Consider the following 22,643-nt stretch of genomic DNA (forward strand, 5'->3'; position numbering starts at 1 on the left):
GCGTTGTGTTTGAGACAACGTATCGCCAGCAAGTTCGCTCCTGCACAGGGCGGCGCACTATCGAATGCCCGCCATCCACGCCGCTATCAGCCTTCGAGTTTGCTTTTCAGCAGTTCGTTGACCTGTTGCGGGTTGGCCTTGCCTTTGGAAGCCTTCATCGCCTGGCCGACGAAGAAGCCGAACATCTTGCCGCGCTTGGCTTCATCGGCGGCGCGATACTGTTCGACCTGCTCGGCGTTGGCCGCCAGCATTTCGTCAAGCACGGCGGAGATGGCGCCGGTGTCGGTGACCTGCTTGAGGCCGCGCTTGTCGATGATCTCGTCGGCCTGGCCTTCGCCATTGGCCATGGCTTCGAACACGGTCTTGGCGATCTTGCCGGAGATGGTGTTGTCCTTGATACGCAGCAGCATGCCGCCCAGTTGCTCGGCCGAGACCGGTGCCTCGTCGATTTCCAGGCCCTGCTTGTTCAGCAGGCTGCCCAGCTCGACCATGACCCAGTTGGCCGCCAGCTTGGCGTCACCGGCGATCTTCACCACCTGCTCGAAGTAGTCCGCCTGCTCGCGGCTCGAAGCCAGCACGCTGGCGTCGTAGACCGACAGGCCGAACTGCTCCTGGAAGCGCTCGCGTTTCTGCGGTGGCAGTTCCGGCAGGGTGGCGCGTACCTGGTCGAGGAACGAATCCTCGATGACCACTGGCAGCAGGTCCGGGTCGGGGAAGTAACGGTAGTCGTTGGCTTCTTCCTTGCTGCGCATCGGACGGGTCTCGTCCTTGTTCGGGTCGTACAGGCGGGTCTGCTGGATGACCTTGCCGCCGTCCTCGATCAGCTCGATCTGGCGCTGGACTTCCGAGTTGATGGCTTTCTCGATGAAGCGGAACGAGTTGACGTTCTTGATCTCGCAGCGAGTGCCGAACTCGGCCTGGCCTTTCGGGCGTACCGAGACGTTGCAGTCGCAACGCAGGGAGCCTTCGGCCATGTTGCCGTCGCAGATCCCCAGGTAACGCACCAGGGCGTGGATCGACTTGACGTAGGCCACGGCTTCCTTGGCGCTGCGCATGTCCGGCTCGGAAACGATTTCCAGCAGCGGGGTACCGGCGCGGTTCAGGTCGATGCCGCTGGCACCGTTGAACTCTTCGTGCAGGCTCTTGCCGGCGTCTTCTTCCAGGTGCGCGCGGGTGATGCCGACGCGTTTGACCGTGCCGTCTTCCAGCGGGATGTCCAGGTGGCCCTTGCCGACGATCGGCAGTTCCATCTGGCTGATCTGGTAGCCCTTGGGCAGGTCGGGGTAGAAGTAGTTCTTGCGGGCGAACACGTTGTGCTGGCCGATCTCGGCGTCGATGGCCAGGCCGAACATGACCGCCATGCGCACCGCTTCCTGGTTCAGCACCGGCAGTACGCCGGGCATGCCCAGGTCCACCAGGCTGGCCTGGGTGTTGGGCTCGGCGCCGAAGGCGGTGGAGCTACCGGAGAAAATCTTCGATTTGGTGGTGAGCTGGGTGTGAATCTCCAGCCCGATCACGACTTCCCATTGCATGTGTTTCTCCTCAGAAGCCGGTTGGTGTGCGGGTGTGCCAGTCAGTGTGCAACTGATACTGGTGGGCAACGTTCAACAGACGGCCTTCCTGGAAATACGGGGCGAGCAGTTGCACGCCGACCGGCAAGCCGTCGACGAAGCCGGCGGGCATGGACAAGCCCGGCAGACCCGCGAGGTTGGCGGTGATGGTGTAAACGTCTTCCAGATACGCAGCGACCGGGTCGCTGCTCTTGTCGCCGATTTTCCAGGCCGGGTTCGGCGTGGTCGGGCCAAGGATGATGTCGACTTCATTAAAGGCAGCCATGAAGTCGTTCTTGATCAGGCGACGGATCTTCTGCGCCTTCAGGTAGTAGGCGTCGTAGTAACCGGCTGACAGGGCGTAGGCACCGACCATGATCCGGCGCTGCACTTCGCTGCCGAAACCTTCGCCACGGGAACGCTTGTACAGGTCGGTGAGGTTCTTCGGATCTTCGCAGCGATAGCCGAACCGCACGCCGTCGAAGCGCGACAGGTTGGAGGAGGCTTCCGCCGGAGCGATCACGTAGTACGCCGGGATGGCGTGCTGCATGTTCGGCAGGCTGATTTCCTTGATCACCGCGCCGAGCTTTTCCAGCTCCTTGACGCTGTTGTGGATCAGCTCGGCGATGCGCGGGTCGAGGCCGGCGCTGAAGTATTCCTTGGGTACGCCGATGCGCAGGCCCTGCAGCGAGCCGTTGAGGCTGGCGCTGTAGTCCGGTACCGGTTCATCGATGCTGGTGGAGTCCTGCGGGTCGAAGCCGGCCATGCCTTGCAGCAGGATCGCGCAGTCCTCGGCAGTACGTGCCAACGGGCCGCCCTGATCGAGGCTGGAGGCGTAGGCGATCATGCCCCAGCGCGAAACGCGACCGTAGGTCGGTTTCAGGCCGGTGAGGTTGGTCAGCGCCGCCGGCTGGCGGATCGAGCCGCCGGTGTCGGTGCCGGTGGCGGCAGGCAGCAGGCGCGCGGCCACCGCAGCGGCCGAACCGCCGGACGAGCCGCCCGGAACGCGTTCCAGGTTCCACGGGTTTTTCGCCGCGCCGTAATAGCTGGTCTCGTTGCCCGAGCCCATGGCGAATTCGTCCATGTTGGTCTTGCCCAGGGTCACGGTCCCGGCAGCAGCCAGCTTGGCGACCACGGTGGCGTCGTAGGGCGCCTTGAAATTGTCGAGCATCTTCGAGCCGCAGCTGGTGCGGATGCCCTGGGTGCAGAACAGGTCCTTGTGGGCGATCGGCGCGCCGAGCAGGGCGCCGCTCTCACCGTTCGCACGACGGGCGTCAGCGGCCTTGGCCTGCTGCAGCGCGAGATCTTCGGTGAGGCTGATGAAGCTGTTGAGCTGCGGGTCGAGCTGGGTGATACGCGCCAGCAGGGTCTTGGTCAGCTCTTCGGAGGAAAACTTCTTGTCGGCGAGTCCGCGGGCGATCTCAGCCAGAGTCATATGATGCATTGCAGGCTCTTTCCCTTTAGTCGATGACTTTCGGAACCAGGTACAGGCCGTTTTCGACCGCTGGTGCGATGGACTGATAGGCCTCGCGATGATTGGACTCGGTCACAACGTCTGCGCGCAGGCGCTGGCTGGCTTCCAGCGGGTGGGCCAGGGGCTCGATACCGTCGGTATCGACTGCCTGCATTGCATCCACCAGCCCGAGAATGCTGTTCAGGTCGGAGGTGATGTGTGGAATATCGGCTTCATTGAGGCCAAGGCTGGCCAGATGAGCGATTTTTTCCACGTCGGAGCGTTCAAGCGCCATGGGATTCTCCAGTGGAAAACAGAACGGATCTCGTCCGTGTGTTAGATTGTCGGAACACTACCGCATTTCTACGGTCTTATGGCCGCGATTGTGGGGGTTGGTGCACAGAAAAGCAGTCAATTTAACATATTGGCGCCTTGCCCAAAATCCCTGTCGTTGTTAGAGTTTGCCGCACTTTTTTACCCACGCGTTGCCTAGGGTCCCTTTCCCATGTTCAAGAAACTGCGTGGCATGTTTTCCAGCGATCTTTCCATTGACCTGGGCACTGCCAACACCCTTATTTACGTGCGCGAGCGCGGTATTGTCCTGAATGAACCATCGGTTGTGGCCATTCGGACCCACGGTAATCAGAAAAGTGTTGTGGCTGTCGGTACCGAAGCCAAGCGCATGCTCGGTCGTACTCCGGGCAACATTGCTGCCATTCGTCCGATGAAGGACGGCGTGATCGCCGACTTCAGTGTCTGCGAAAAGATGCTGCAATACTTTATCAACAAGGTTCACGAAAACAGTTTTCTGCAGCCCAGCCCTCGTGTGCTGATCTGCGTTCCATGCAAGTCCACCCAGGTTGAACGTCGTGCCATCCGTGAATCGGCCCTCGGCGCCGGTGCCCGTGAAGTGTTCCTGATCGAAGAGCCTATGGCTGCTGCGATCGGTGCCGGCCTGCCGGTCGAAGAAGCCCGCGGTTCGATGGTCGTGGATATCGGTGGTGGTACCACCGAGATCGCCCTGATCTCCCTGAACGGTGTGGTGTACGCCGAATCCGTGCGTGTCGGCGGCGACCGTTTCGACGAAGCGATCATCACCTACGTACGTCGCAACTACGGCAGCCTGATCGGCGAATCCACCGCCGAGCGCATCAAGCAGGAAATCGGTACTGCCTACCCGGGCGGCGAAGTCCGTGAAGTCGACGTTCGTGGCCGTAACCTGGCCGAAGGCGTGCCACGCGCATTCACTCTGAACTCCAATGAAGTGCTGGAAGCTCTGCAAGAGTCCCTGGCAACCATCGTTCAGGCCGTGAAAAGCGCGCTGGAGCAATCGCCTCCGGAGCTGGCTTCGGACATCGCCGAGCGCGGTCTGGTGCTGACCGGTGGTGGCGCCCTGCTGCGTGACCTGGACAAGTTGCTGGCCCAGGAAACCGGTCTGCCGGTGATCGTCGCCGAAGACCCGCTGACCTGCGTAGCCCGCGGCGGTGGCCGTGCATTGGAAATGATGGACAAACACACCATGGACCTGCTCTCCAGCGAATAATCGCGCCGGATGCGTCCATGTGTTCCGCTCGCAGGCAGCACTTTGCAGTGCTGCCTGTTGGCGTTTATCTTCTGTCATTCTGCTCCAGGCCGGTTTGAAGCCGTATGAATAAAGAGAACATTTGCCTGGGAGGAGCGGCTTATTAAACCGCTTTTCGCCAAAGGCCCCTCATTGGGCGTACGCCTGTTGGTGCTGGTCGTGCTATCGGTCGCGCTGATGGTGGTCGATGCCCGCTTCACACTGCTCAAGCCAGTGCGTAGCCAAATGTCGCTGGTGCTGATGCAGTCCTACTGGATCACCGACCTGCCGCAACGGCTATGGCAGGGTGTGGCCAGTCAGTTTGGCAGCCGCACCGAGCTGGTCGCCGAAAACGAAAAACTCAAGACCGAAAACCTGTTGCTCCAGGGCCGCATGCAAAAGCTCGCCGCCTTGACCGAGCAGAACGTTCGCCTGCGCGAGTTGCTCAACTCCTCCGCGTTGGTCAACGAGAAGGTCGAAGTGGCCGAGCTGATCGGCATGGACCCCAACCCCTTCACCCATCGCATCATCATCAACAAGGGTGAGCGCGACGGCGTGGTGCTCGGGCAGCCAGTGCTCGACGCCCGCGGCCTGATGGGGCAGGTGGTCGAGCTGATGCCTTACACCTCCCGCGTGCTGCTGCTTACCGACACCACCCACAGCATTCCTGTCCAGGTGAACCGCAACGGTCTGCGGGCGATTGCCAGCGGCACCGGCAACCCGGAGCGCCTTGAGCTGCGTCATGTGGCCGACACCGCGGACATCAAGGAAGGCGACCTGCTGGTCAGCTCCGGCCTGGGCCAGCGTTTCCCGGCGGGTTACCCGGTGGCGACGGTCAAGGAAGTGATCCATGACTCCGGCCAGCCATTTGCCATAGTGCGTGCCGTGCCGACGGCGGCCTTGAACCGCAGCCGTTACCTGTTGCTGGTGTTCAGCGATAACCGCACCGCCGAAGAGCGTGCCAACGACGCTGCCCAGGCTCAGGAAGCGCAGGACCAGCAGGGCGGTGCTGTCACGCCAGTGGTTCCGGCGACCGTGCCCAAGCCTGTCGTGCCCGCGACGCCGGCCACCGCGACCGCTCCTGCCACACCGGCAGCAGCCCCCGCCACGCCAGCCGCCACCGCGCCGGTCAAACCCGTGGCCCATCCGGCTCCGGTCAAGCCAGCCGCCACCAGACCCGCCGCGCCCAAGCCGCCTGCAGCGGCCCCGGCCTCCACGGGAGGAAGAGAATAATGTCCCGAAACGGCTGGATGGTCTGGCTGACCTTCGCCATCGGCATGCTGCTCAGCGTGTCCCCTTTGCCGCAGTTCATGGAAATCCTGCGCCCGCTCTGGCTGGCCTTGCTGCTGGCGTTTTGGGCCCTGGCCCTGCCGCATAAGGTCGGCATGGTCACGGCCTGGTGCCTGGGGCTGGCCGAGGATGTGCTGTACGGTACATTGCTGGGGCAGAACGCGCTGATCCTGACCCTGATTACCTTCCTGGTGCTGTCGTTGCAACAGCGCCTGCGCATGTTCCCGATGTGGCAGCAAAGCCTGGTGATCCTGGTGATCTTCGGCTTGGCGCAACTGGTTCAACTGTGGCTCAGCGCCTTGACCGGCAATCGTCAGCCGACCCTCGCGCTGGTTCTGCCGGCATTGGTCAGTGCCTTGCTCTGGCCTTGGGTCAGCTTCGGTTTGCGCGGGTTGCGTCGACGTTTCAAAATCAACTGATTCGGTCAGGCATTTGCCCGTACCTCGACAGGGAGATGTCTTGATGAAATCGCTTTACCTCGCCTCAGGCTCGCCGCGTCGACGCGAACTGCTCACGCAGATCGGCGTGCCTTTTACCGCCATCAGCGCGGATATCGACGAAACCCCTCTCCCCGATGAAAGCCCCGTGGCTTATGTCGAGCGCTTGGCGCGCGACAAGGCGGCGGCCGGGCATTCGCTGATCGGCGATGGCCAGTCCGCGGCCTGTGTCCTGGGTGCCGACACCGCGGTGGTCCTCGATGGGCGAATTCTTGGCAAACCCCTGGATCAGGCCGATGCACAGTCGATGCTCATGGCCCTGTCGGATCGCGAACATGAAGTGTTGACCGCCATTGCCGTGCTCGATGGCCAGCGCTGCGAGTCGCGGGTGGTACGCAGCCTGGTGCGCTTCCGGGCGATCGGCGATGACGAGGCAGCCCGCTACTGGGCCAGCGGCGAACCCCGCGACAAGGCTGGCGGCTATGGCATCCAGGGGCTTGCGGCGGTATTCGTGGCAGGGCTCAATGGCAGTTATTCCGCTGTCGTCGGCTTGCCGGTATGCGAAACCGCAGAACTACTTGGCCATTTCGGCATACCCTGTTGGCAAAACCTTGCAGTGCGCTAAGCGCCGTACCTGACTGATGCGGCCAACCATAGTGAATATGCCTGAACGAGACCCTGCCATGAGTGAAGAGATTCTGATCAACATCACGCCGATGGAGTCGCGCGTGGCGGTGGTCGAAAACGGTGTGCTGCAAGAAGTCCATGTCGAGCGTACCCAGCGTCGCGGAATTGTCGGCAATATCTATAAAGGCAAGGTGGTCCGGGTTCTGCCTGGCATGCAGGCAGCGTTCGTCGATATCGGCCTGGATCGCGCGGCGTTCATTCATGCATCGGAAATCTCCCTGCGCGAAGGGCCGGCGGTGGAAAGCATCGGTGCCCTGGTCCACGAGGGGCAGAGCCTGGTGGTGCAGGTGACCAAGGACCCGATCGGCTCCAAGGGCGCGCGCCTGACCACCCAGCTGTCGATCCCTTCGCGTTATCTGGTGTACATGCCGCGTACCGCCCATGTCGGTATCTCGCTGAAGATCGAGGACGAAGCCGAGCGCGAGCGCCTGAAACAGGTGGTCAGCGATTGCGTGGCTCAGGAAGGCATCAAGGAAGCCGGTGGTTTTATCCTGCGTACCGCCGCCGAGGGCGCGGGCGCCGACGAAATCATGATGGACATCCGTTACCTGCGCCGCCTGTGGGATCAGATCGGCGCGCAGATCAAGACCATCGGCGCCCCCAGTGTCATTTACGAAGACCTGGGCCTGGCCCTGCGTACGCTGCGTGACCTGGTCAGCCCGAAGATCGAGAAGATCCGCATCGACTCCCGGGAAACCTTCCAGAAAACCACGCAGTTCGTCGCCGAACTGATGCCGGAAATCGCCGATCGCCTGGAGCACTATCCGGGCGAGCGGCCGATCTTCGACCTGTATGGCGTCGAAGACGAAATCCAGAAAGCCCTGGAGCGCAAGGTGCCGCTCAAGTCCGGCGGTTACCTGGTGGTCGACCCGGCGGAAGCCATGAGCACCATCGACGTCAACACCGGGGCCTTCGTCGGTCACCGCAACCTCGAAGAAACCATCTTCAAGACCAATCTCGAGGCGGCGACCGCCATTGCCCGCCAGCTGCGCCTGCGCAACCTGGGCGGGATCATCATCATCGACTTCATCGACATGGAAGATGAAGAGCACCAGCGCCAGGTGCTGCGCACCCTGGAAAAACAGCTGGAGCGCGATCATGCCAAGACCAATATCATCGGCATCACCGAGCTGGGCCTGGTGCAGATGACCCGCAAGCGTACCCGGGAGAGCCTGGAGCAGGTGCTGTGCGAACCCTGCAGCAGCTGCCAGGGCCGGGGCAAGCTGAAGACCCCGGAAACCATCTGCTACGAAATCTTCCGGGAAATCCTGCGCGAGGCGCGGGCCTATCAGGCCGAAGGTTATCGGGTCCTGGCGAATCAGAAAGTGGTCGACCGGCTGCTCGACGAAGAGTCGGGCAACGTCGCGGAGCTGGAGGCCTTTATCGGCCGGACCATCCGTTTTCAGGTCGAAACCATGTATTCCCAGGAACAATACGACGTGGTGCTGCTCTGAGTCCGCGTACCCTACATTTACCGGATACAGCTGGCCTCGATTTGTGCATCACTCTTGCCACGGGGGCCAACTGACATGGAGCGTCTGATGCGCTTTCTCGCTGCTCTGACCCGCTGGGGGCTGGGGCTTTGTGCGTTGCTGCTGGTGCTGACGGCCTTGTACGTCAGCCTGGGTCGGGAACTGACCCCGCTGGTGGCTGAATATCGGGCCGAGGTCCAGGCCAAGGCTCAGGAAGCCTTGGGCATGCCGGTGCAGATCGGCCGCCTGGAAGGCAGTTGGAGCGGTTTCTCGCCCGTCCTGTTGGCTCACGACGTGACAGTCGGCGAGGGCGCCAACGCCTTGCGCCTGGATCAGGTGCGGGTGGCGCCCGATCTGCCAGGCAGCGCCCTGGCGCGCCAACTGCGGGTCAAGCATCTTGAATTCAGTGGCCTCAACCTGAGCCTGAAGGAAGGCCCGGATGGGCGCTGGGCGCTCGAAGGCCTGCCGGTGCAGGATAACCAGCCTATCGACCCCGAGCAGTTGCTCAACCGCATGCAGATGCTCAGCGAACTATCGGTGCTCGACAGCCAGGTGACCCTGCAACCGCTCGATCATCCCGCGATTGCCTTGACCTACGTCGGCCTCAATCTGCGTGTCGGCCCCAGCCGTCAACGCCTGGATGCGCGCCTGACCCTGCCGGACGGCCAGCCTCTGGCTGTCAGCTTGCGCACTCGAGTCCGTGCCAGCGCCTGGCGCGAAGGGCAGGCCGACGCCTACCTGAGCCTGCCGCAAAGCGACTGGGCGAAATGGCTGCCGCCGCGTGTGACCCAGCAGTGGACGTTCACCGAACTCAAGGCCGGTGGCGAGTTCTGGATCAGCTGGGGCGATGGCCTGCTACGCAGCATGGTGGCGCGTCTGAACGCGCCGCAGGTCAGCGGGGCCTATGACGAGCGCAAACCGATCACCGTGAAGAACCTGGCGCTCAATGCCTACTTCCAGCGCGACGAGCAGGGCTTCAACGTTATCTTCGATTCGCTGGCCATGAACCTCGGTGAGACGCGCTGGGAATCACGTCTGCAACTGCAACAGACCGGTACCGTCAACAGCGCCGAAGAACTCTGGCACCTGCAGGCCGACCGCCTCGACCTGACGCCGCTCACGCCGGTCCTGGATGCCTGGGCGCCGTTGCCGGAAAAGGTCGCGACCATCATCGACAACCTCAAGGTCACGGGTGCGCTGCGTAACATCCTGTTCGACTTCCGGCCGCAGGTCAGCGGCGATCAGCAACTGAGTTTCGCCGCCAACCTGGAGCAGGTGGGGTTCAACGCCTACCACGGCGCGCCAGCGGCCCGTAATGTCAGCGGCAGCATCAGCGGCGACCTGGGGCAGGGCGAACTGCGCATGGACAGCAAGGACTTTGCCTTGCACCTGGACCCGATCTTCGCCAAGCCCTGGCAGTACCTCCAGGCCAATGCCCGGTTGACCTGGAAGCTCGATCAGCAAGGCTTCACCCTGATCGCGCCGTACCTCAAGGTCCTGGGCGAGGAGGGCAAGATCGCCGGCGACTTCCTGATCCGCCTGCATTTCGACCACACCCAGGAAGACTACATGGACCTGCGAGTCGGTCTGGTCGATGGTGACGGTCGTTATACCGCCAAGTACCTGCCCGAGGTGCTCAGCCCGGCGCTGGACGAGTGGCTGCGCACGGCAATCCTCAAGGGCGCGGTGGATGAAGGTTTCTTCCAGTACCAGGGTTCGCTGAACCATGGCGCGGCCGACACCGCGCGCAGTATCAGCCTGTTCTTCAAGGTGCACGATGCCGAGCTGGCCTTCCAGCCGGGTTGGCCGCACATCAGCAAGGTCACTGGCGATGTGTTCATCGAGGATAGCGGTGTGCGCATTCTGGCCAGCAAGGGCCAGTTGCTCGACACCCAGGTGAAGGATGTCTACGTCAATATTCCCCATGTGCCCGCGGGGCAAAGCAGCCACATGTTCATCGACGGCGAGTTCGCCGGCGGCCTGGGCGATGGCTTGAAGATTCTTCAGGAAGCGCCGATCGGCACGGGCCCGACCTTTGCCGGCTGGCAGGGCGATGGCGACCTGCAGGGCAAGCTGAAGCTGGATATCCCGCTGGTCAAGGGCGAAGAACCGAAGGTGCTGGTGGACTTCAAGACCAACAAGGCACGGCTCAAGTTGAGCGAGCCAGAGCTGGAGTTGAGCCAGCTCAAGGGCGATTTCCGTTTTGACAGCAGCAAGGGCTTGAGCGGCCAGGGCATCAGCGCCCAGGCCTTCGAGCGCCCGGTGACCGCGCAGATCTTTGCCGACGGCCGTCCCGGCAAGCTCGATACCCGGGTCGTCGCCAAGGGCCAGGTGTCGGTCAATAAACTCACGCAATGGCTGAAATACAACCAGCCGCTGCCGGTTTCCGGTGATATTCCCTACCAGTTGCAGCTCAACCTCGATGGCGCGGACAGCCAACTGATGGTCAGCTCCAACCTCAAAGGGGTGGCCGTCGACTTGCCCGCGCCTTTCGGCATGGCGGCCAGCCAGGGGCGTGACAGCGTATTCCGCATGACCTTGCAGGGCGCCGAGCGGCGTTACTGGTTCGATTATGGCGATCTGGCCAACTTTACCTTCGCCGCGCCGAGCGGCAATTTTGCCGATGGCCGTGGCGAGTTGTTCCTCGGCGAGGGCGATGCCGTGCTGCCGGGAGGCAAGGGCCTGCGGGTGCGCGGTGTGCTGTCGGAACTGGATGTGGAGCCGTGGAAGACGCTGGTCGATCGTTATGCCGGGCAAGACGCGGGCGGCAGCGCCAAGCAACTGCTCAGCGGCGCCGACTTCAGGGTTGGCAAGCTCATTGGTTTCGGCACGACCCTGAACGAGGCTCGTGTGCAGTTGACGCGCAAACCATCCTCTTGGGCCTTGCAGCTCGACAGTCAGCAGGCCAAGGGCAACGTGGCGATTCCCGATGCCAAGGCCGCGCCGATGGCGATCAATCTGCAGTACGTGCGCCTGCCGGCCGCCGATCCAACGGTGCAGGCCGACGAAAACGCGCCGGACCCACTGGCCTCGGTCGACCCGAAGAAGGTCCCGGCGCTGGATCTCTCGATCAATCAGCTGTACCAGGGCAACGACCTGATCGGCGCCTGGTCGCTGAAAGTACGCCCGACCGCCAAGGGCATGGCCTTCAACAGCCTCGACCTGGGCCTCAAGGGCATGGTCCTGCAGGGCGCCGGCGGCTGGGAAGGCGAACCCGGCGCGGCCACCAGCTGGTACAAGGGCCGCCTGGGCGGCAAGAACCTGGCGGACGTGCTCAAGGGCTGGGGCTTTGCGCCGACCGTGACCAGCGAAGAGTTCCACCTGGATGTGGACGGGCGCTGGCCTGGCTCGCCGGCCTGGGTCGGGCCCAAGCGTTTCTCGGGCAGCCTGGATGCGACCCTGCGCAAAGGCCAGTTCGTGGAAGTCGAAGGCGGGGCGCAGGCCCTGCGGGTATTCGGCTTGCTGAACTTCAACTCCATCGGCCGGCGCCTGCGCCTGGACTTCTCCGACCTGTTCGGCAAGGGCCTGAGCTACGACCGGGTCAAGGGGTTGCTGGTGGCCAGCAACGGCGTCTACGTGACCCGCGAACCCATCACCCTGACCGGGCCGTCGAGCAACCTGGAACTCAATGGCACCCTGGACCTGGTGGCCGACCAGGTGGATTCGAAGCTGCTGGTGACGCTGCCGGTGACCAACAACCTGCCGATCGCCGCGCTGATCGTCGGTGCACCGGCGGTCGGCGGGGCGCTGTTTCTGATCGACAAGCTGATCGGTGACCGGGTGTCGCGTTTCGCCAGCGTCCAGTACAGCGTCAAGGGGCCCTGGAAGGACCCGAAAATCACCTTCGACAAGCCTTTTTGAAAAACCCTGGCCCCGGCCTATGGAGTAGCATGGCCATATATCCAACCTGGAGTGCGCCATGTCTCTTGCGGTGATTCAGATGGTCAGCCAGAGCGACGTGCTGGCCAATTTGCAGCAGGCGCGAAACCTGCTGGAACAGGCTGCTGCCGGCGGTGCGCGACTGGCGGTGTTGCCGGAGAACTTCGCTGCCATGGGACGCCGCGACGCGGCGGCCATCGGCCGTGCCGAGGCCCGGGGCGAAGGTCCGATCCTGCCCTGGTTGAAACAAGCCGCACGCGACCTCAAGTTATGGATAGTCGCCGGCACCTTGCCGCTGCCTCCGGTGGAGCAGCCTGAGGCCAAGGCCCGTGCCTGCTCGCTGCTGATCGACGAGCACGGCGAGCAAGTGGCGCGTTATGACAAGCTGCATCTGTTCGACGTGGACGTGGCCGACAATCGCGGCCGTTACCGGGAGTCGGATGACTATGCTCATGGAGAGCGGGTGGTGGTCGCGGATACGCCGGTGGGCCGGGTTGGCCTGACCGTGTGCTACGACTTGCGTTTCCCCGAGTTGTACAGCGAATTGCGAGCCGCCGGGGCGGAACTGATCAGCGCTCCTTCGGCGTTCACCGCGGTGACCGGCGCGGCGCATTGGGACGTATTGATCCGTGCCCGGGCCATCGAGACCCAGTGCTACCTGCTGGCGGCGGCGCAAGGCGGCATTCATCCGGGACCCCGGGAGACCTTCGGCCATGCGGCCATCGTCGACCCCTGGGGACGGGTGCTGGCGCAACAGGATCAAGGCGAGGCCGTGCTGCTGGCCGAGCGCGACAGCAGCGAACAGGCGTCCATCCGGGCGCGCATGCCGGTGGCCAGTCACCGGCGCTTTTTCTCGCAAGGCGCGCAGCGACTTGCTTAAGAACGACGAATTTAAGGCGTAAAGCATATGAGCGGGTTGTTATCTTCAGTCAGTGAACACCTTCTGGCGCCCGGCGGCGTGACCCTGGAAAGCCTGCAGGGCGTGCTGGGCGATCTGGCCGGCCCAGGTATCGATGCCGCCGACCTGTATTTCCAGGGGCAGATTTCCGAGTCCTGGTCGTTGGAAGACGGCATCGTCAAGGAAGGCAGCTTCAATCTGGACCAGGGCGTTGGCGTGCGGGCGCAGTCGGGTGAGAAAACCGGTTTTGCCTACAGCAATGCCATCACCCTCGAAGCGCTTGGCCTGGCTGCCCGGGCCGCGCGTTCGATTTCCCGTGCCGGGCAGAACGGCACCGTGCAGGCTTTTACCACCCAGGACGTGGCCCAGCTGTATGCGCCGGACAACCCCCTGGAAGTCATCAGTCGCGCGGAAAAGGTCGAGCTGCTCAAGCGTGTCGATGCCGCGACCCGTGCCCTCGACCCACGCATCCAGCAGGTCAGCGTCAGCATGGCCGGGGTCTGGGAACGCATTCTCGTGGCCTCCACCGACGGCGGCCTGGCGGCGGATGTGCGGCCTTTGGTGCGCTTCAACGTCAGCGTGATCGTCGAGCAGAACGGCCGCCGCGAGCGCGGTGGTCATGGCGGCGGCGGGCGTACCGATTACCGTTATTTCCTCAGTGAAGACCGCGCCATGGGGTATGCCCGTGAGGCTTTGCGTCAGGCCCTGATCAACCTGGAAGCCATCCCTGCGCCAGCTGGCACTCTGCCGGTGGTACTGGGTTCCGGCTGGTCCGGCGTGCTGTTGCACGAAGCGGTAGGCCATGGCCTGGAAGGCGATTTCAACCGCAAGGGCAGCTCGGCCTACAGCGGTCGCATGGGCGAGATGGTGGCCTCGAAACTCTGCACAATCGTCGACGACGGCACCCTGGCCGGGCGGCGTGGTTCCCTGAGTATCGACGACGAAGGCACCCCGACTGAATGCACCACCCTGATCGAGAATGGTGTGCTCAAGGGCTACATGCAGGACAAGCTCAATGCCCGCCTGATGGGGGTGGCCCGCACCGGTAACGGTCGTCGCGAGTCCTATGCGCACCTGCCGATGCCGCGCATGACCAACACCTACATGCTGGGTGGCGAAAGCGATCCGGCGGAAATCATCGCCTCGGTGAAAAAAGGCATCTACTGCGCCAACCTGGGTGGCGGTCAGGTGGACATCACCAGTGGCAAGTTCGTGTTCTCCACCAGCGAGGCCTATCTGATCGAAGACGGCAAGATCACCGCGCCGGTCAAAGGCGCGACCCTGATCGGCAACGGGCCGGAAGCCATGAGTCGAGTGTCGATGGTCGGTAACGACCTGGCGCTGGACAGCGGCGTGGGGACCTGTGGCAAGGATGGGCAGTCGGTACCGGTGGGGGTCGGCCAGCCGACCTTGAAGATCGATGCGATCACCGTGGGTGGCACGGGCGCTTGAGGCGTGAAGCGGCGGGTGAGTTGCAGGGCAACCCACCCGAGTCGAGGCTCAGCGCAGACCGCGTTGAGTCTCGTCCAGCTCGCGAATGTATTTGAAGATTTTACGGCTGGAGGCAGGCGGCTTGTTATGGGCCACCTCATGCTGGGCCTGACGAATCAGGGAGCGCAGCTGCTGACGATCCGCTTCCGGATAGTCGGTGACGAACTTCTCCAGGACCGCGTCATCGCCCGCGATCAAGCGATCGCGCCAGCGCTCCAGGCCATGGAAACGTTCGTTGTACTGGCGAGTCGAGGCATCGAGTTGGTCCAGCAGCACCAGGATCGCGCTGGTGTCCTGATCGCGCATCAGCTTGCCGATGAATTGCAGGTGGCGTTTACGCGCGATATGGGCGACATGCTTGGGCGCATCCGCCAGGGCCCGGCGCAGAGCGTCGGTCAACGGCAGTTTGTTCAGCAAGTCGGGCTTGAGTGTTGTAAGGCGCTCGCCGAGGTCAACCAGAGCATGCAGCTCGCGTTTGACCTGGGATTTGCTTTTCTCCCCATCGAGGGAGTCGTCGTAAGAATCAACCATGGTGGCAGTCCGCAAAGAAACGCCGCCATGATAACCAGTCGGGGGCCGCTTGTCCGGCCCGGTCGCTCGAAGGCCTTAACCGAAAGCAGAATTTGAGTGGAGAAAACCATGAGTGCAGCACAAAGCGTCGGCCCGCAGGCTTTGCCGGCACTGCAGGAACAAGTCGAGCAGATCATCGCCGAGGCCAAGCGCCAGGGCGCCAGTGCCTGCGAAGTGGCGGTTTCTCTGGAGCAGGGCCTGTCGACTTCGGTTCGCCAGCGGGAAGTGGAAACCGTCGAATTCAATCGCGACCAGGGTTTTGGTATCACGCTGTACGTCGGCCAGCGCAAGGGCTCGGCCAGCACCTCGGCCAGTGGTCCCGAAGCGATTCGCGAAACCGTCGCTGCGGCCCTGGCCATCGCCAAGCACACCTCGGAAGACGAAAGCTCGGGGCTGGCCGATGCCGCCCTGATGGCCCGGGACGTGCCGGACTTCGACCTGTTTCACGCTTGGGACATTACCCCGGAGCAAGCCATCGAACGGGCGCTGGCCTGTGAAGCCGCGGCCTTTGCCGCCGACAGCCGGATCAAGAACGCCGACGGCACCACCCTGAGTACCCATCAAGGCTGCCGTGTGTACGGTAACAGCCACGGTTTTATCGGCGGTTACGCCTCGACTCGCCACAGCTTGAGCTGCGTGATGATCGCCGAGGCCGACGGCCAGATGCAGCGTGACTACTGGTACGACGTCAATCGCCAGGGCCATCTGCTGACGGACCCGGTGACCATCGGCCAGCGCGCCGCGCAACGTGCCGCGAGCCGCCTGGGCGCGCGCCCGGTACCGACCTGCGAAGTGCCGGTGCTGTTTTCTGCGGAACTGGCTGGCGGTCTGTTCGGCAGCTTCCTCGGGGCGATTTCCGGCGGCAACCTGTACCGCAAGTCATCCTTCCTCGAGGGCGCGCTGGGGCAGCGGCTGTTCCCCGAGTGGCTGACCATCGATGAGCGTCCGCACTTGATGCGCGCGCTGGGCAGTTCGGCCTTCGATGGCGATGGCCTGGCCACCTACGCCAAGCCTTTCGTCGAGAACGGCGAGCTGGTGTCCTACGTGCTGGGGACTTATTCCGGGCGCAAGCTCGGCCTGCCCAGCACCGCCAACGCCGGTGGCGTGCACAACCTGTTCGTGACCCATGGCGAGGAAGACCAGGCGGCCTTGCTGCGGCGTATGGGCCGGGGCCTGCTGGTCACCGAACTGATGGGCCACGGGCTGAACATGGTCACCGGCGATTACTCTCGGGGCGCGGCCGGTTTCTGGGTCGAAAATGGCGAAATCCAGTTCGCTGTCCAGGAGGTCACCATTGCCGGCAACATGCGCGACATGTTCAAGCAGATCATTGCCGTCGGTAACGATCTGGAACTGCGCAGCAATATCCGCACCGGTTCGGTATTGATCGAACGCATGACGGTCGCTGGCAGCTAAGTCGTAACAGCGTCAACGAAAGCGCGCGTCCCGTCTGGGGCGCGCGCTTTTTTATTGCCTGGGTTTCGGTCACTGACGAACCGTAGCGACCTGTGCAGGGGAGCTTGGTCTTAAACTTGTTTTGATTCTCAATATCATATAATAATAAATCTCATTATCGAATGAGCCCAGGTCATGAGTTCTGCCTTGCACGAGCAGCCTTACCTCGAAAGCTGGCGCTGGATGAGCCGCCAGATCCGTTGTGCCCTCGATCCGGACGAACCGCGCCTGATCGAGCATTACCTGGCCGAAGGGCGCTACCTGGCGTGTTGCACCGCCACCTCGCCCTGGCTGATCGCCGAAACCTCATTCCGCCTGTTGTTCGACACCGCCACCGATACCGCGCTGCCCTGGCATTGGCGCAGCCAGTGCCTGGACCAGGCCTGGCGCCCGTTGCGTGACCTGGAACGCCTGTCTTTCTGCAAATGCCGGCTCAAGCGCTGGCAAAGCCATGCCTGGCAACTGGCGACCTGCTCGTTGCTGCCATCCATTCCTCTTATCGAACTGGTGCAAGGATTTCCCGATGAGTAATACCCGTATCGAACGCGACAGCATGGGCGAACTGCATGTTCCGGAGCAGGCGCTGTATGGCGCACAGACCCAGCGTGCAGTGGATAACTTTCCCATCAGTCACCAGCGCATGCCGGCGCAGTTTATCCGCGCGCTGATCCTGGCCAAGGCGGCCGCGGCCAAGGCCAACGTCGAACTCAAGCAACTGAGCGAGTCCCAGGGCAAGGCCATAGTCGACGCCGCCCAGGGCCTGCTGGAAGGCGACTTCATGCAGCACTTCCCGGTGGATATCTTCCAGACCGGGTCCGGCACCAGTTCCAACATGAATGCCAACGAAGTCATCGCCACCCTGGCCAGCCGTCTGCTCGGCGAGCCGGTCAACCCCAACGACCATGTGAACTGTGGGCAGAGCAGCAACGACATCATTCCGACCACTATTCACGTCAGCGCCGCGCTGGGCTTGCACGAACAACTGCTGCCGGCGCTGGTGCATCTGGTACAGGTCATCGAGCGCAAGGCGGTGGAGGTCCATCCGTTCATCAAGACCGGCCGTACCCACCTGATGGACGCGATGCCGGTGCGCATGAGCCAGGTGCTGGAAGGTTGGGCGCAGCAGCTCAAGGCCAATATCGGCCACCTGCAGGATCTGCTGCCGAGCCTGCAATCCCTGGCGCAAGGTGGTACCGCGGTGGGCACCGGAATCAACGCTCACCCGCAATTCGCCGCGGGTTTCAGCCGGCAATTGAGCAGCCTGACCCAGGTGCAGTTCACGCCGGGCAAGAACCTGTTTGCCCTGATCGGTTCCCAGGACACTGCGGTGGCGGTTTCCGGCCAGCTCAAGGCCAGCGCCGTAACCTTGATGAAGATCGCCAACGACCTGCGCTGGATGAACTCGGGGCCGCTGGCCGGTCTCGGCGAAATCGAGCTGGAAGGGCTGCAACCGGGGTCTTCGATCATGCCGGGCAAGGTCAATCCGGTGATTCCGGAAGCCACGGCGATGGTGGCGGCCCAGGTGATCGGCAACGACACCACGATCACAGTGGCGGGGCAGTCGGGCAACTTCGAGCTGAACGTCATGCTGCCGATCATCGCGCAGAACCTGCTGAGCAGCATCGAGCTGCTGGCCAACTCCAGCCGCCTGCTGGCGGACAAGGCGATCGCCAGCTTCAAGGTCAATGAGCCCAAGCTCAAGGAGGCGCTGTCGCGCAACCCGATCCTGGTCACGGCGCTCAACCCGATCATCGGTTACCAGAAGGCCGCTGAAATCGCCAAGACCGCCTACAAGCAGGGGCGCCCGGTGATCGACGTCGCCCTTGAACACACTGATCTGTCACGCAGCCAGCTGGAGATCCTGCTCGACCCGGAAAAACTCACCGCGGGCGGCGTGTAAATCCCGACATTGCTTTGGAGGTTCACCATGGAGCACTGGAAACGCACGATCGAAAGGGCAAACCGTTTCTTCATGCAGGGCGACCTGGTGGATGCCCGTGAGTATTACTTGCAGGCCCTGGCCCTGGCGCAGGTGCTGTTCGAGCGCTGGAGCGATGCCGACGAAGCGGTGGCGGCCTGTGTCATCTCCCATCACAACCTGGCGGACCTGCACCTGCGCCTGAACCAGCCGGAGGAGAGCGCGGAATACCTCTGCGCCATTCACCAGCGGCTGTTGCAGACCATGCAGGACAACCGCCTGGCGCCGGCACTGCGGGAAGCCGCGCTGCGCCAGAGCAGCAAGACCTATGTCGAGTTGCTCAACTTCATCGGTGAGCACGGTGAATACCCCCGTACCCATCGCCTGCTGGAGAGCAATGTCGCGCAATCGACTTCCGGCACCGCGACCCCGAATGCCCCTCATTACGGAGCACATTGATATGTCCTTTACCTTGCCTGCATTGCCCTACGCCTACGACGCCCTGGAACCGCACATCGATGCGCAGACCATGGAGATTCACTACACCAAGCACCACCAGACCTACATCAACAACCTCAATGCGGCCGTGGAAGGTACCGAATGGGCCGACTGGTCGGTGGAGAAACTGGTGGCCGGGGTCCAGCAGCTGCCGGAGAAACTGCGTGCAGCGGTGATCAACCAGGGCGGCGGCCATGCCAACCATTCGTTGTTCTGGGCAGTGATGGCGCCGACCGGAGGAGGAAAGCCGGACGGTGCGCTGGCCAAGGCAATCGATGAGCAACTGGGTGGTTTCGAGAGTTTCAAGGAGGCCTTCACCAAGGCCGCGCTCACGCGTTTCGGCAGCGGTTGGGCCTGGCTCAGCGTGACCCCGCAAAAGACCCTGATCGTCGAGAGCAGCGGCAACCAGGACAGCCCGTTGATGAACGGCAATACCCCGATTCTCGGTCTGGACGTGTGGGAGCACGCGTATTACCTGCGTTACCAGAACCGGCGGCCGGAATACATCAATGCGTTCTACAACGTGATCAATTGGCCTGAAGTAGCCCAGCGCTATCAGGCCGCGCTGGTTTGAGCCCCCACCGATAAAAAGACCTAAGGCTGACTATGGGCACTGAAACACTGACGATCAGCAGCGGACGGATGTTTCGTTACGCGTTCGGTTCGCTGTTGCTGTTGGCGGGTACTGCATTGCTGGTTGCCCAGGGTTTGTCCTGGCTGGACCTGGAACCTCGCTTGTTGCGTGCATTACAGGGTGGGGCGGTCTGTGCCCTGGGAACCGCGCTGGGGGCCGTGCCGGTGCTGGTGATTCGCAAGATGCCGCTGGCGCTGAGCGACACCCTGTTGGGGTTCGGCGCCGGGGTGATGCTGGCGGCCACGGCATTTTCGCTGATCGTGCCCGGTATCGCCGCGGCGGAAAAACTCGGATTGTCGCCCTGGGCTTCGAGTGGCCTGATCAGCTTCGGCATCATGCTGGGTGCCTTGGGGCTGTTTCTGGTGGATCGCAAGGTGTCGGGGGGCAACCCGGAGAAGTTGGTAGGCACCCTTGAGTACCCGGTCATCCCGCCGCGCATTTGGCTGTTTGTATTTGCCATCATCGCCCACAACATTCCCGAAGGAATGGCCGTAGGCGTTTCCGCGGGTGGCGGCATGCCGGAGGCGGACAGCCTGGCTATGGGGATCGCCTTGCAGGACGTGCCGGAAGGCCTGGTGATTGCCCTTGTGCTGGCTGGCGCGGGCATGTCCAGGGTCAAGGCGTTCCTGATCGGTGCCGCTTCAGGCCTGGTGGAGCCGGTGTTCGCTTTGCTTTGTGCGTGGCTGGTGAGCCTGGCCGAGATGCTGTTGCCGCTCGGGCTGGCGCTGGCGGCGGGGGCCATGCTGCTGGTGGTCACTCATGAGGTAATCCCCGAATCACGCCGCAACGGTCATGAAAAGCTGGCCAGCCTGGGCTTGTGCGTCGGTTTTTGCCTGATGATGGTCATGGACACGGCACTCGCTTGAGTGCCTGGCGGCAGGTTTGCCCTGCCGGCCTTACTCGCCTTCGTCGAAGAAGTTGTTGATCAGTGCCACCAGCGCTTCAAGCGCCTCCTGCTCCTGGTCACCTTCTGTCTTCAGATGAATCCTGGTGCCCTTGCCGGCGGCCAGCATCATCATTGCCATGATGCTCTTGCCGTCGACCATCGACTCCGGGGTTCTCCCGGCGCGGATCTGGCAAGGAAACTGACCGGCCACGCCGACGAATTTTGCCGAGGCACGGGCATGCAGACCCAGTTTGTTGATGATTTCAATTTCCAGAGCAGGCATCGCGGGGTAGATCCTTTCAGCTAAGGTCGCGGTGGCGAACCTGGACGTTCTTCAGGGACTTTTGCAGGACTTGGCCCAAGCGTTCGGTCAGGTAGACCGAGCGGTGGTGGCCGCCCGTGCAGCCAATGGCAATAGTGACGTAGGCGCGGTTGCTGGCGGCGAAACGGGGCAACCATTTCAGCAGGTAGCTGGAGATGTCCTGGAACATTTCCTCGACGTCCGGCTGGGCGGCCAGGTATTCGGCGACCGGCTGGTCGAGCCCGGACTGGTCGCGCAATTCGGGCTTCCAGTAGGGGTTGGGCAGGCAGCGCACATCGAACACCAGGTCGGCATCGACTGGCATGCCGCGCTTGAACCCGAAGGACTCCACCAGAAAGGCGGTACCTGGCTCCGGTTGGTTCAGCAGGCGCAACTTGATGGTATCGCGCAGTTGATACAGGTTCAGGTTGGTGGTGTTGACCTTGAGATCGGCCAGGTCGGCAATCGGACCCAGCAGATGGCTTTCGTCCTGGATCGCCTCGGCCAGCGAGCGGTTGTTGCTGCTCAAGGGGTGGCGACGGCGGGTCTCGGAAAAGCGCTTGAGCAGGGTTTCTTCGTCAGCGTCCAGGTACAGCACATCGCACTGGATATGCCGGCTGCGTACTTCCTCGAGCAGTTCGGGGAAGCGCGACAGGTGGCTTGGCAGGTTACGGGCGTCGATCGACACGGCGACCAGTGGCTGTGTCAGTTCGGTATGGATCAGCGCCCGCTCGGCCAGTTCGGGCAACAGCCCGGCTGGCAGGTTGTCGATGCAGTAGTAGCCGTTGTCCTCGAGTACATCGAGGGCAGTGCTTTTACCTGAGCCGGACCGGCCGCTGACGATGATCAAACGCATGATTACTGACCGTTCTGTTCGTCCAGGACAACCTTGTACAAGGCTTCGTTGCTGCTGGCGCTGCGCAGCTTGTCGCGCACTTCTTTGCGGTCCAGCATGCTGGCAATCTGCCGGAGCAGTTCCAGGTGCGCATCGGTGGCGGCTTCCGGGACCAGTAGTACGAACAGCAGGTCGACCGGGGCGCCGTCGATGGCGTCGAAATCGATGGGAGCGTCCAGGTGCATCAGGGCACTGATGGGCGACTCACAGCCTTTGAGGCGGCAGTGTGGAATGGCGATGCCGTTGCCAAAACCGGTGGAACCCAGTTTTTCACGGGCAATCAGGCTTTCGAAGACATCTTGCATCTCCAGATCGGGCACTTCGCGGCTGATCAGGTTGGCAATTTGTTCGAGGGCGCGTTTTTTACTGCCGCCCGGCACGTTCATCAGGGAACGGCCGGGGGTCAGGATGCTTTCAAGTCGGATCATGGGAGGGGAGTGTTAGCGACCCGTGCCTTGGAGAAGGTGGAGTTGCTTTTCCTTATGCTTTTTCAGTTGGCGGTCAAGCTTGTCCGTGAGCAAGTCGATTGCGGCATACATGTCGTCATGTTCTGCATTGGCGACGACTTCCCCACCATGGATGTGCAGCGTGGCCTCGATTTTCTGCTTCAGTTTCTCGACGGCCAGCGTTACCTGCACATTGGTAATCTTGTCAAAGTGCCGCTCCAGTCGGTCGAGTTTTTCGCCGATGTAAGCGCGCAGGGGTTCGGTCACTTCCAGTTGGTGTCCACTGATGTTGACTTGCATACAGCTTCTCCTTCGTTGCCAG

The 22,643-nt window shown here is 62.6% G+C and carries 22 protein-coding genes; 14 read left to right on the top strand and 8 right to left on the bottom strand.

Features of this window, described 5'->3' with window-relative positions; translation table 11 throughout:
* Positions 1-86 precede the first annotated feature (86 nt).
* Genes gatB through gatC form a run of 3 tightly spaced genes read right to left on the bottom strand, consistent with a single transcriptional unit; the run spans position 87 to position 3,298 of the window.
* Positions 87-1,532 carry an Asp-tRNA(Asn)/Glu-tRNA(Gln) amidotransferase subunit GatB gene (gene gatB / locus C4K38_RS04635; protein ID WP_016701701.1) on the bottom strand — a complete coding sequence of 482 codons (1,446 nt, stop codon included), beginning with the start codon at positions 1,530-1,532 and terminating at the stop codon, positions 87-89.
* A 10-nt stretch (positions 1,533-1,542) separates the two neighbouring features.
* Positions 1,543-2,994 (bottom strand): Asp-tRNA(Asn)/Glu-tRNA(Gln) amidotransferase subunit GatA, encoded by a 1,452-nt coding sequence (gene gatA, locus C4K38_RS04640; RefSeq protein ID WP_053277460.1) that lies wholly within the window; start codon positions 2,992-2,994, stop codon positions 1,543-1,545.
* A gap of 16 nt (positions 2,995-3,010) precedes the next feature.
* Positions 3,011-3,298: an Asp-tRNA(Asn)/Glu-tRNA(Gln) amidotransferase subunit GatC gene (gatC, locus tag C4K38_RS04645; RefSeq protein ID WP_053277461.1), complete on the bottom strand. Its 288-nt coding sequence runs from the start codon at positions 3,296-3,298 to the stop codon at positions 3,011-3,013.
* Positions 3,299-3,508: 210 nt separating this feature from the next.
* On the opposite strand from gatC, the gene mreB reads away from it, so the two are divergent.
* The 8 genes from mreB (at position 3,509) to tldD (ending at position 14,679) form a co-directional block, all read left to right on the top strand.
* The gene (gene mreB / locus C4K38_RS04650) at positions 3,509-4,546 is read left to right on the top strand and encodes a rod shape-determining protein MreB (protein ID WP_002555108.1); all 1,038 of its coding nucleotides are present in this window, start codon (positions 3,509-3,511) and stop codon (positions 4,544-4,546) included.
* A 171-nt stretch (positions 4,547-4,717) separates the two neighbouring features.
* The gene (gene mreC, locus C4K38_RS04655; RefSeq protein ID WP_231998571.1) at positions 4,718-5,797 is read left to right on the top strand and encodes a rod shape-determining protein MreC; all 1,080 of its coding nucleotides are present in this window, start codon (positions 4,718-4,720) and stop codon (positions 5,795-5,797) included.
* On the top strand, positions 5,797-6,273 hold the full coding sequence (mreD, locus tag C4K38_RS04660) for a rod shape-determining protein MreD (protein WP_009042183.1): 477 nt from the start codon (positions 5,797-5,799) through the stop codon (positions 6,271-6,273). Before mreC ends, mreD begins: the two co-directional genes overlap by 1 nt.
* A gap of 43 nt (positions 6,274-6,316) precedes the next feature.
* Positions 6,317-6,916 carry a Maf family protein gene (locus C4K38_RS04665; RefSeq protein WP_053277462.1) on the top strand — a complete coding sequence of 200 codons (600 nt, stop codon included), beginning with the start codon at positions 6,317-6,319 and terminating at the stop codon, positions 6,914-6,916.
* Positions 6,917-6,974: 58 nt separating this feature from the next.
* Positions 6,975-8,432, top strand: a complete 1,458-nt coding sequence (rng, locus tag C4K38_RS04670) for a ribonuclease G (RefSeq protein WP_007929907.1) — start codon at positions 6,975-6,977, stop codon at positions 8,430-8,432.
* A gap of 75 nt (positions 8,433-8,507) precedes the next feature.
* Complete coding sequence (locus C4K38_RS04675; RefSeq protein WP_053277463.1) at positions 8,508-12,311, top strand: YhdP family protein; 3,804 nt, start codon at positions 8,508-8,510, stop codon at positions 12,309-12,311.
* Between the two features lie 58 nt (positions 12,312-12,369).
* Positions 12,370-13,209: a carbon-nitrogen hydrolase family protein gene (locus C4K38_RS04680; RefSeq protein WP_053277464.1), complete on the top strand. Its 840-nt coding sequence runs from the start codon at positions 12,370-12,372 to the stop codon at positions 13,207-13,209.
* 27 nt (positions 13,210-13,236) lie between these two features.
* Positions 13,237-14,679, top strand: coding sequence for a metalloprotease TldD (gene tldD, locus C4K38_RS04685; protein WP_053277465.1), 1,443 nt, complete (start codon positions 13,237-13,239; stop codon positions 14,677-14,679).
* Positions 14,680-14,727: 48 nt separating this feature from the next.
* Here the strand turns inward: tldD and yjgA are convergent, their stop codons facing one another.
* Positions 14,728-15,249 carry a ribosome biogenesis factor YjgA gene (gene yjgA / locus C4K38_RS04690; protein ID WP_025806420.1) on the bottom strand — a complete coding sequence of 174 codons (522 nt, stop codon included), beginning with the start codon at positions 15,247-15,249 and terminating at the stop codon, positions 14,728-14,730.
* A 108-nt stretch (positions 15,250-15,357) separates the two neighbouring features.
* Here yjgA and pmbA point away from each other — a divergent pair, with 108 nt between their 5' ends.
* The 6 genes from pmbA to C4K38_RS04720 all read left to right on the top strand — a co-directional run bounded on the left by pmbA (position 15,358) and on the right by C4K38_RS04720 (position 20,659).
* Positions 15,358-16,704, top strand: a complete 1,347-nt coding sequence (pmbA, locus tag C4K38_RS04695) for a metalloprotease PmbA (RefSeq protein ID WP_009046994.1) — start codon at positions 15,358-15,360, stop codon at positions 16,702-16,704.
* Between the two features lie 174 nt (positions 16,705-16,878).
* A complete protein-coding gene (locus C4K38_RS04700) occupies positions 16,879-17,274 on the top strand; it encodes a hypothetical protein (RefSeq protein ID WP_053277466.1) in 396 nt (131 codons plus the stop codon).
* On the top strand, positions 17,267-18,643 hold the full coding sequence (locus C4K38_RS04705) for a class II fumarate hydratase (RefSeq protein ID WP_053277467.1): 1,377 nt from the start codon (positions 17,267-17,269) through the stop codon (positions 18,641-18,643). Before C4K38_RS04700 ends, C4K38_RS04705 begins: the two co-directional genes overlap by 8 nt.
* Positions 18,644-18,670: 27 nt before the next feature.
* Positions 18,671-19,120, top strand: coding sequence for a DUF2753 family protein (locus C4K38_RS04710; RefSeq protein ID WP_053277468.1), 450 nt, complete (start codon positions 18,671-18,673; stop codon positions 19,118-19,120).
* Position 19,121: 1 nt separating this feature from the next.
* Entirely contained in the window at positions 19,122-19,733 is a 612-nt protein-coding gene (locus C4K38_RS04715) for a superoxide dismutase (protein ID WP_053277469.1), read from the top strand.
* A 32-nt stretch (positions 19,734-19,765) separates the two neighbouring features.
* Positions 19,766-20,659, top strand: coding sequence for a ZIP family metal transporter (locus tag C4K38_RS04720; protein WP_053277470.1), 894 nt, complete (start codon positions 19,766-19,768; stop codon positions 20,657-20,659).
* Positions 20,660-20,689: 30 nt separating this feature from the next.
* Here C4K38_RS04720 and C4K38_RS04725 read toward each other — a convergent pair whose 3' ends face one another.
* Genes C4K38_RS04725 through hpf form a run of 4 tightly spaced genes read right to left on the bottom strand, consistent with a single transcriptional unit; the run spans position 20,690 to position 22,621 of the window.
* Positions 20,690-20,962: an HPr family phosphocarrier protein gene (locus C4K38_RS04725; protein ID WP_025806425.1), complete on the bottom strand. Its 273-nt coding sequence runs from the start codon at positions 20,960-20,962 to the stop codon at positions 20,690-20,692.
* 16 nt (positions 20,963-20,978) lie between these two features.
* Positions 20,979-21,836, bottom strand: a complete 858-nt coding sequence (rapZ, locus tag C4K38_RS04730) for an RNase adapter RapZ (RefSeq protein WP_038630614.1) — start codon at positions 21,834-21,836, stop codon at positions 20,979-20,981.
* A gap of 2 nt (positions 21,837-21,838) precedes the next feature.
* On the bottom strand, positions 21,839-22,303 hold the full coding sequence (ptsN, locus tag C4K38_RS04735) for a PTS IIA-like nitrogen regulatory protein PtsN (RefSeq protein ID WP_053277471.1): 465 nt from the start codon (positions 22,301-22,303) through the stop codon (positions 21,839-21,841).
* A gap of 12 nt (positions 22,304-22,315) precedes the next feature.
* A complete protein-coding gene (gene hpf, locus C4K38_RS04740) occupies positions 22,316-22,621 on the bottom strand; it encodes a ribosome hibernation-promoting factor, HPF/YfiA family (protein ID WP_007929872.1) in 306 nt (101 codons plus the stop codon).
* Between the last annotated feature and the right edge of the window lie 22 nt (positions 22,622-22,643).

The organism is Pseudomonas chlororaphis subsp. piscium (assembly GCF_003850345.1).
Lineage (GTDB): Bacteria > Pseudomonadota > Gammaproteobacteria > Pseudomonadales > Pseudomonadaceae > Aquipseudomonas > Aquipseudomonas piscium.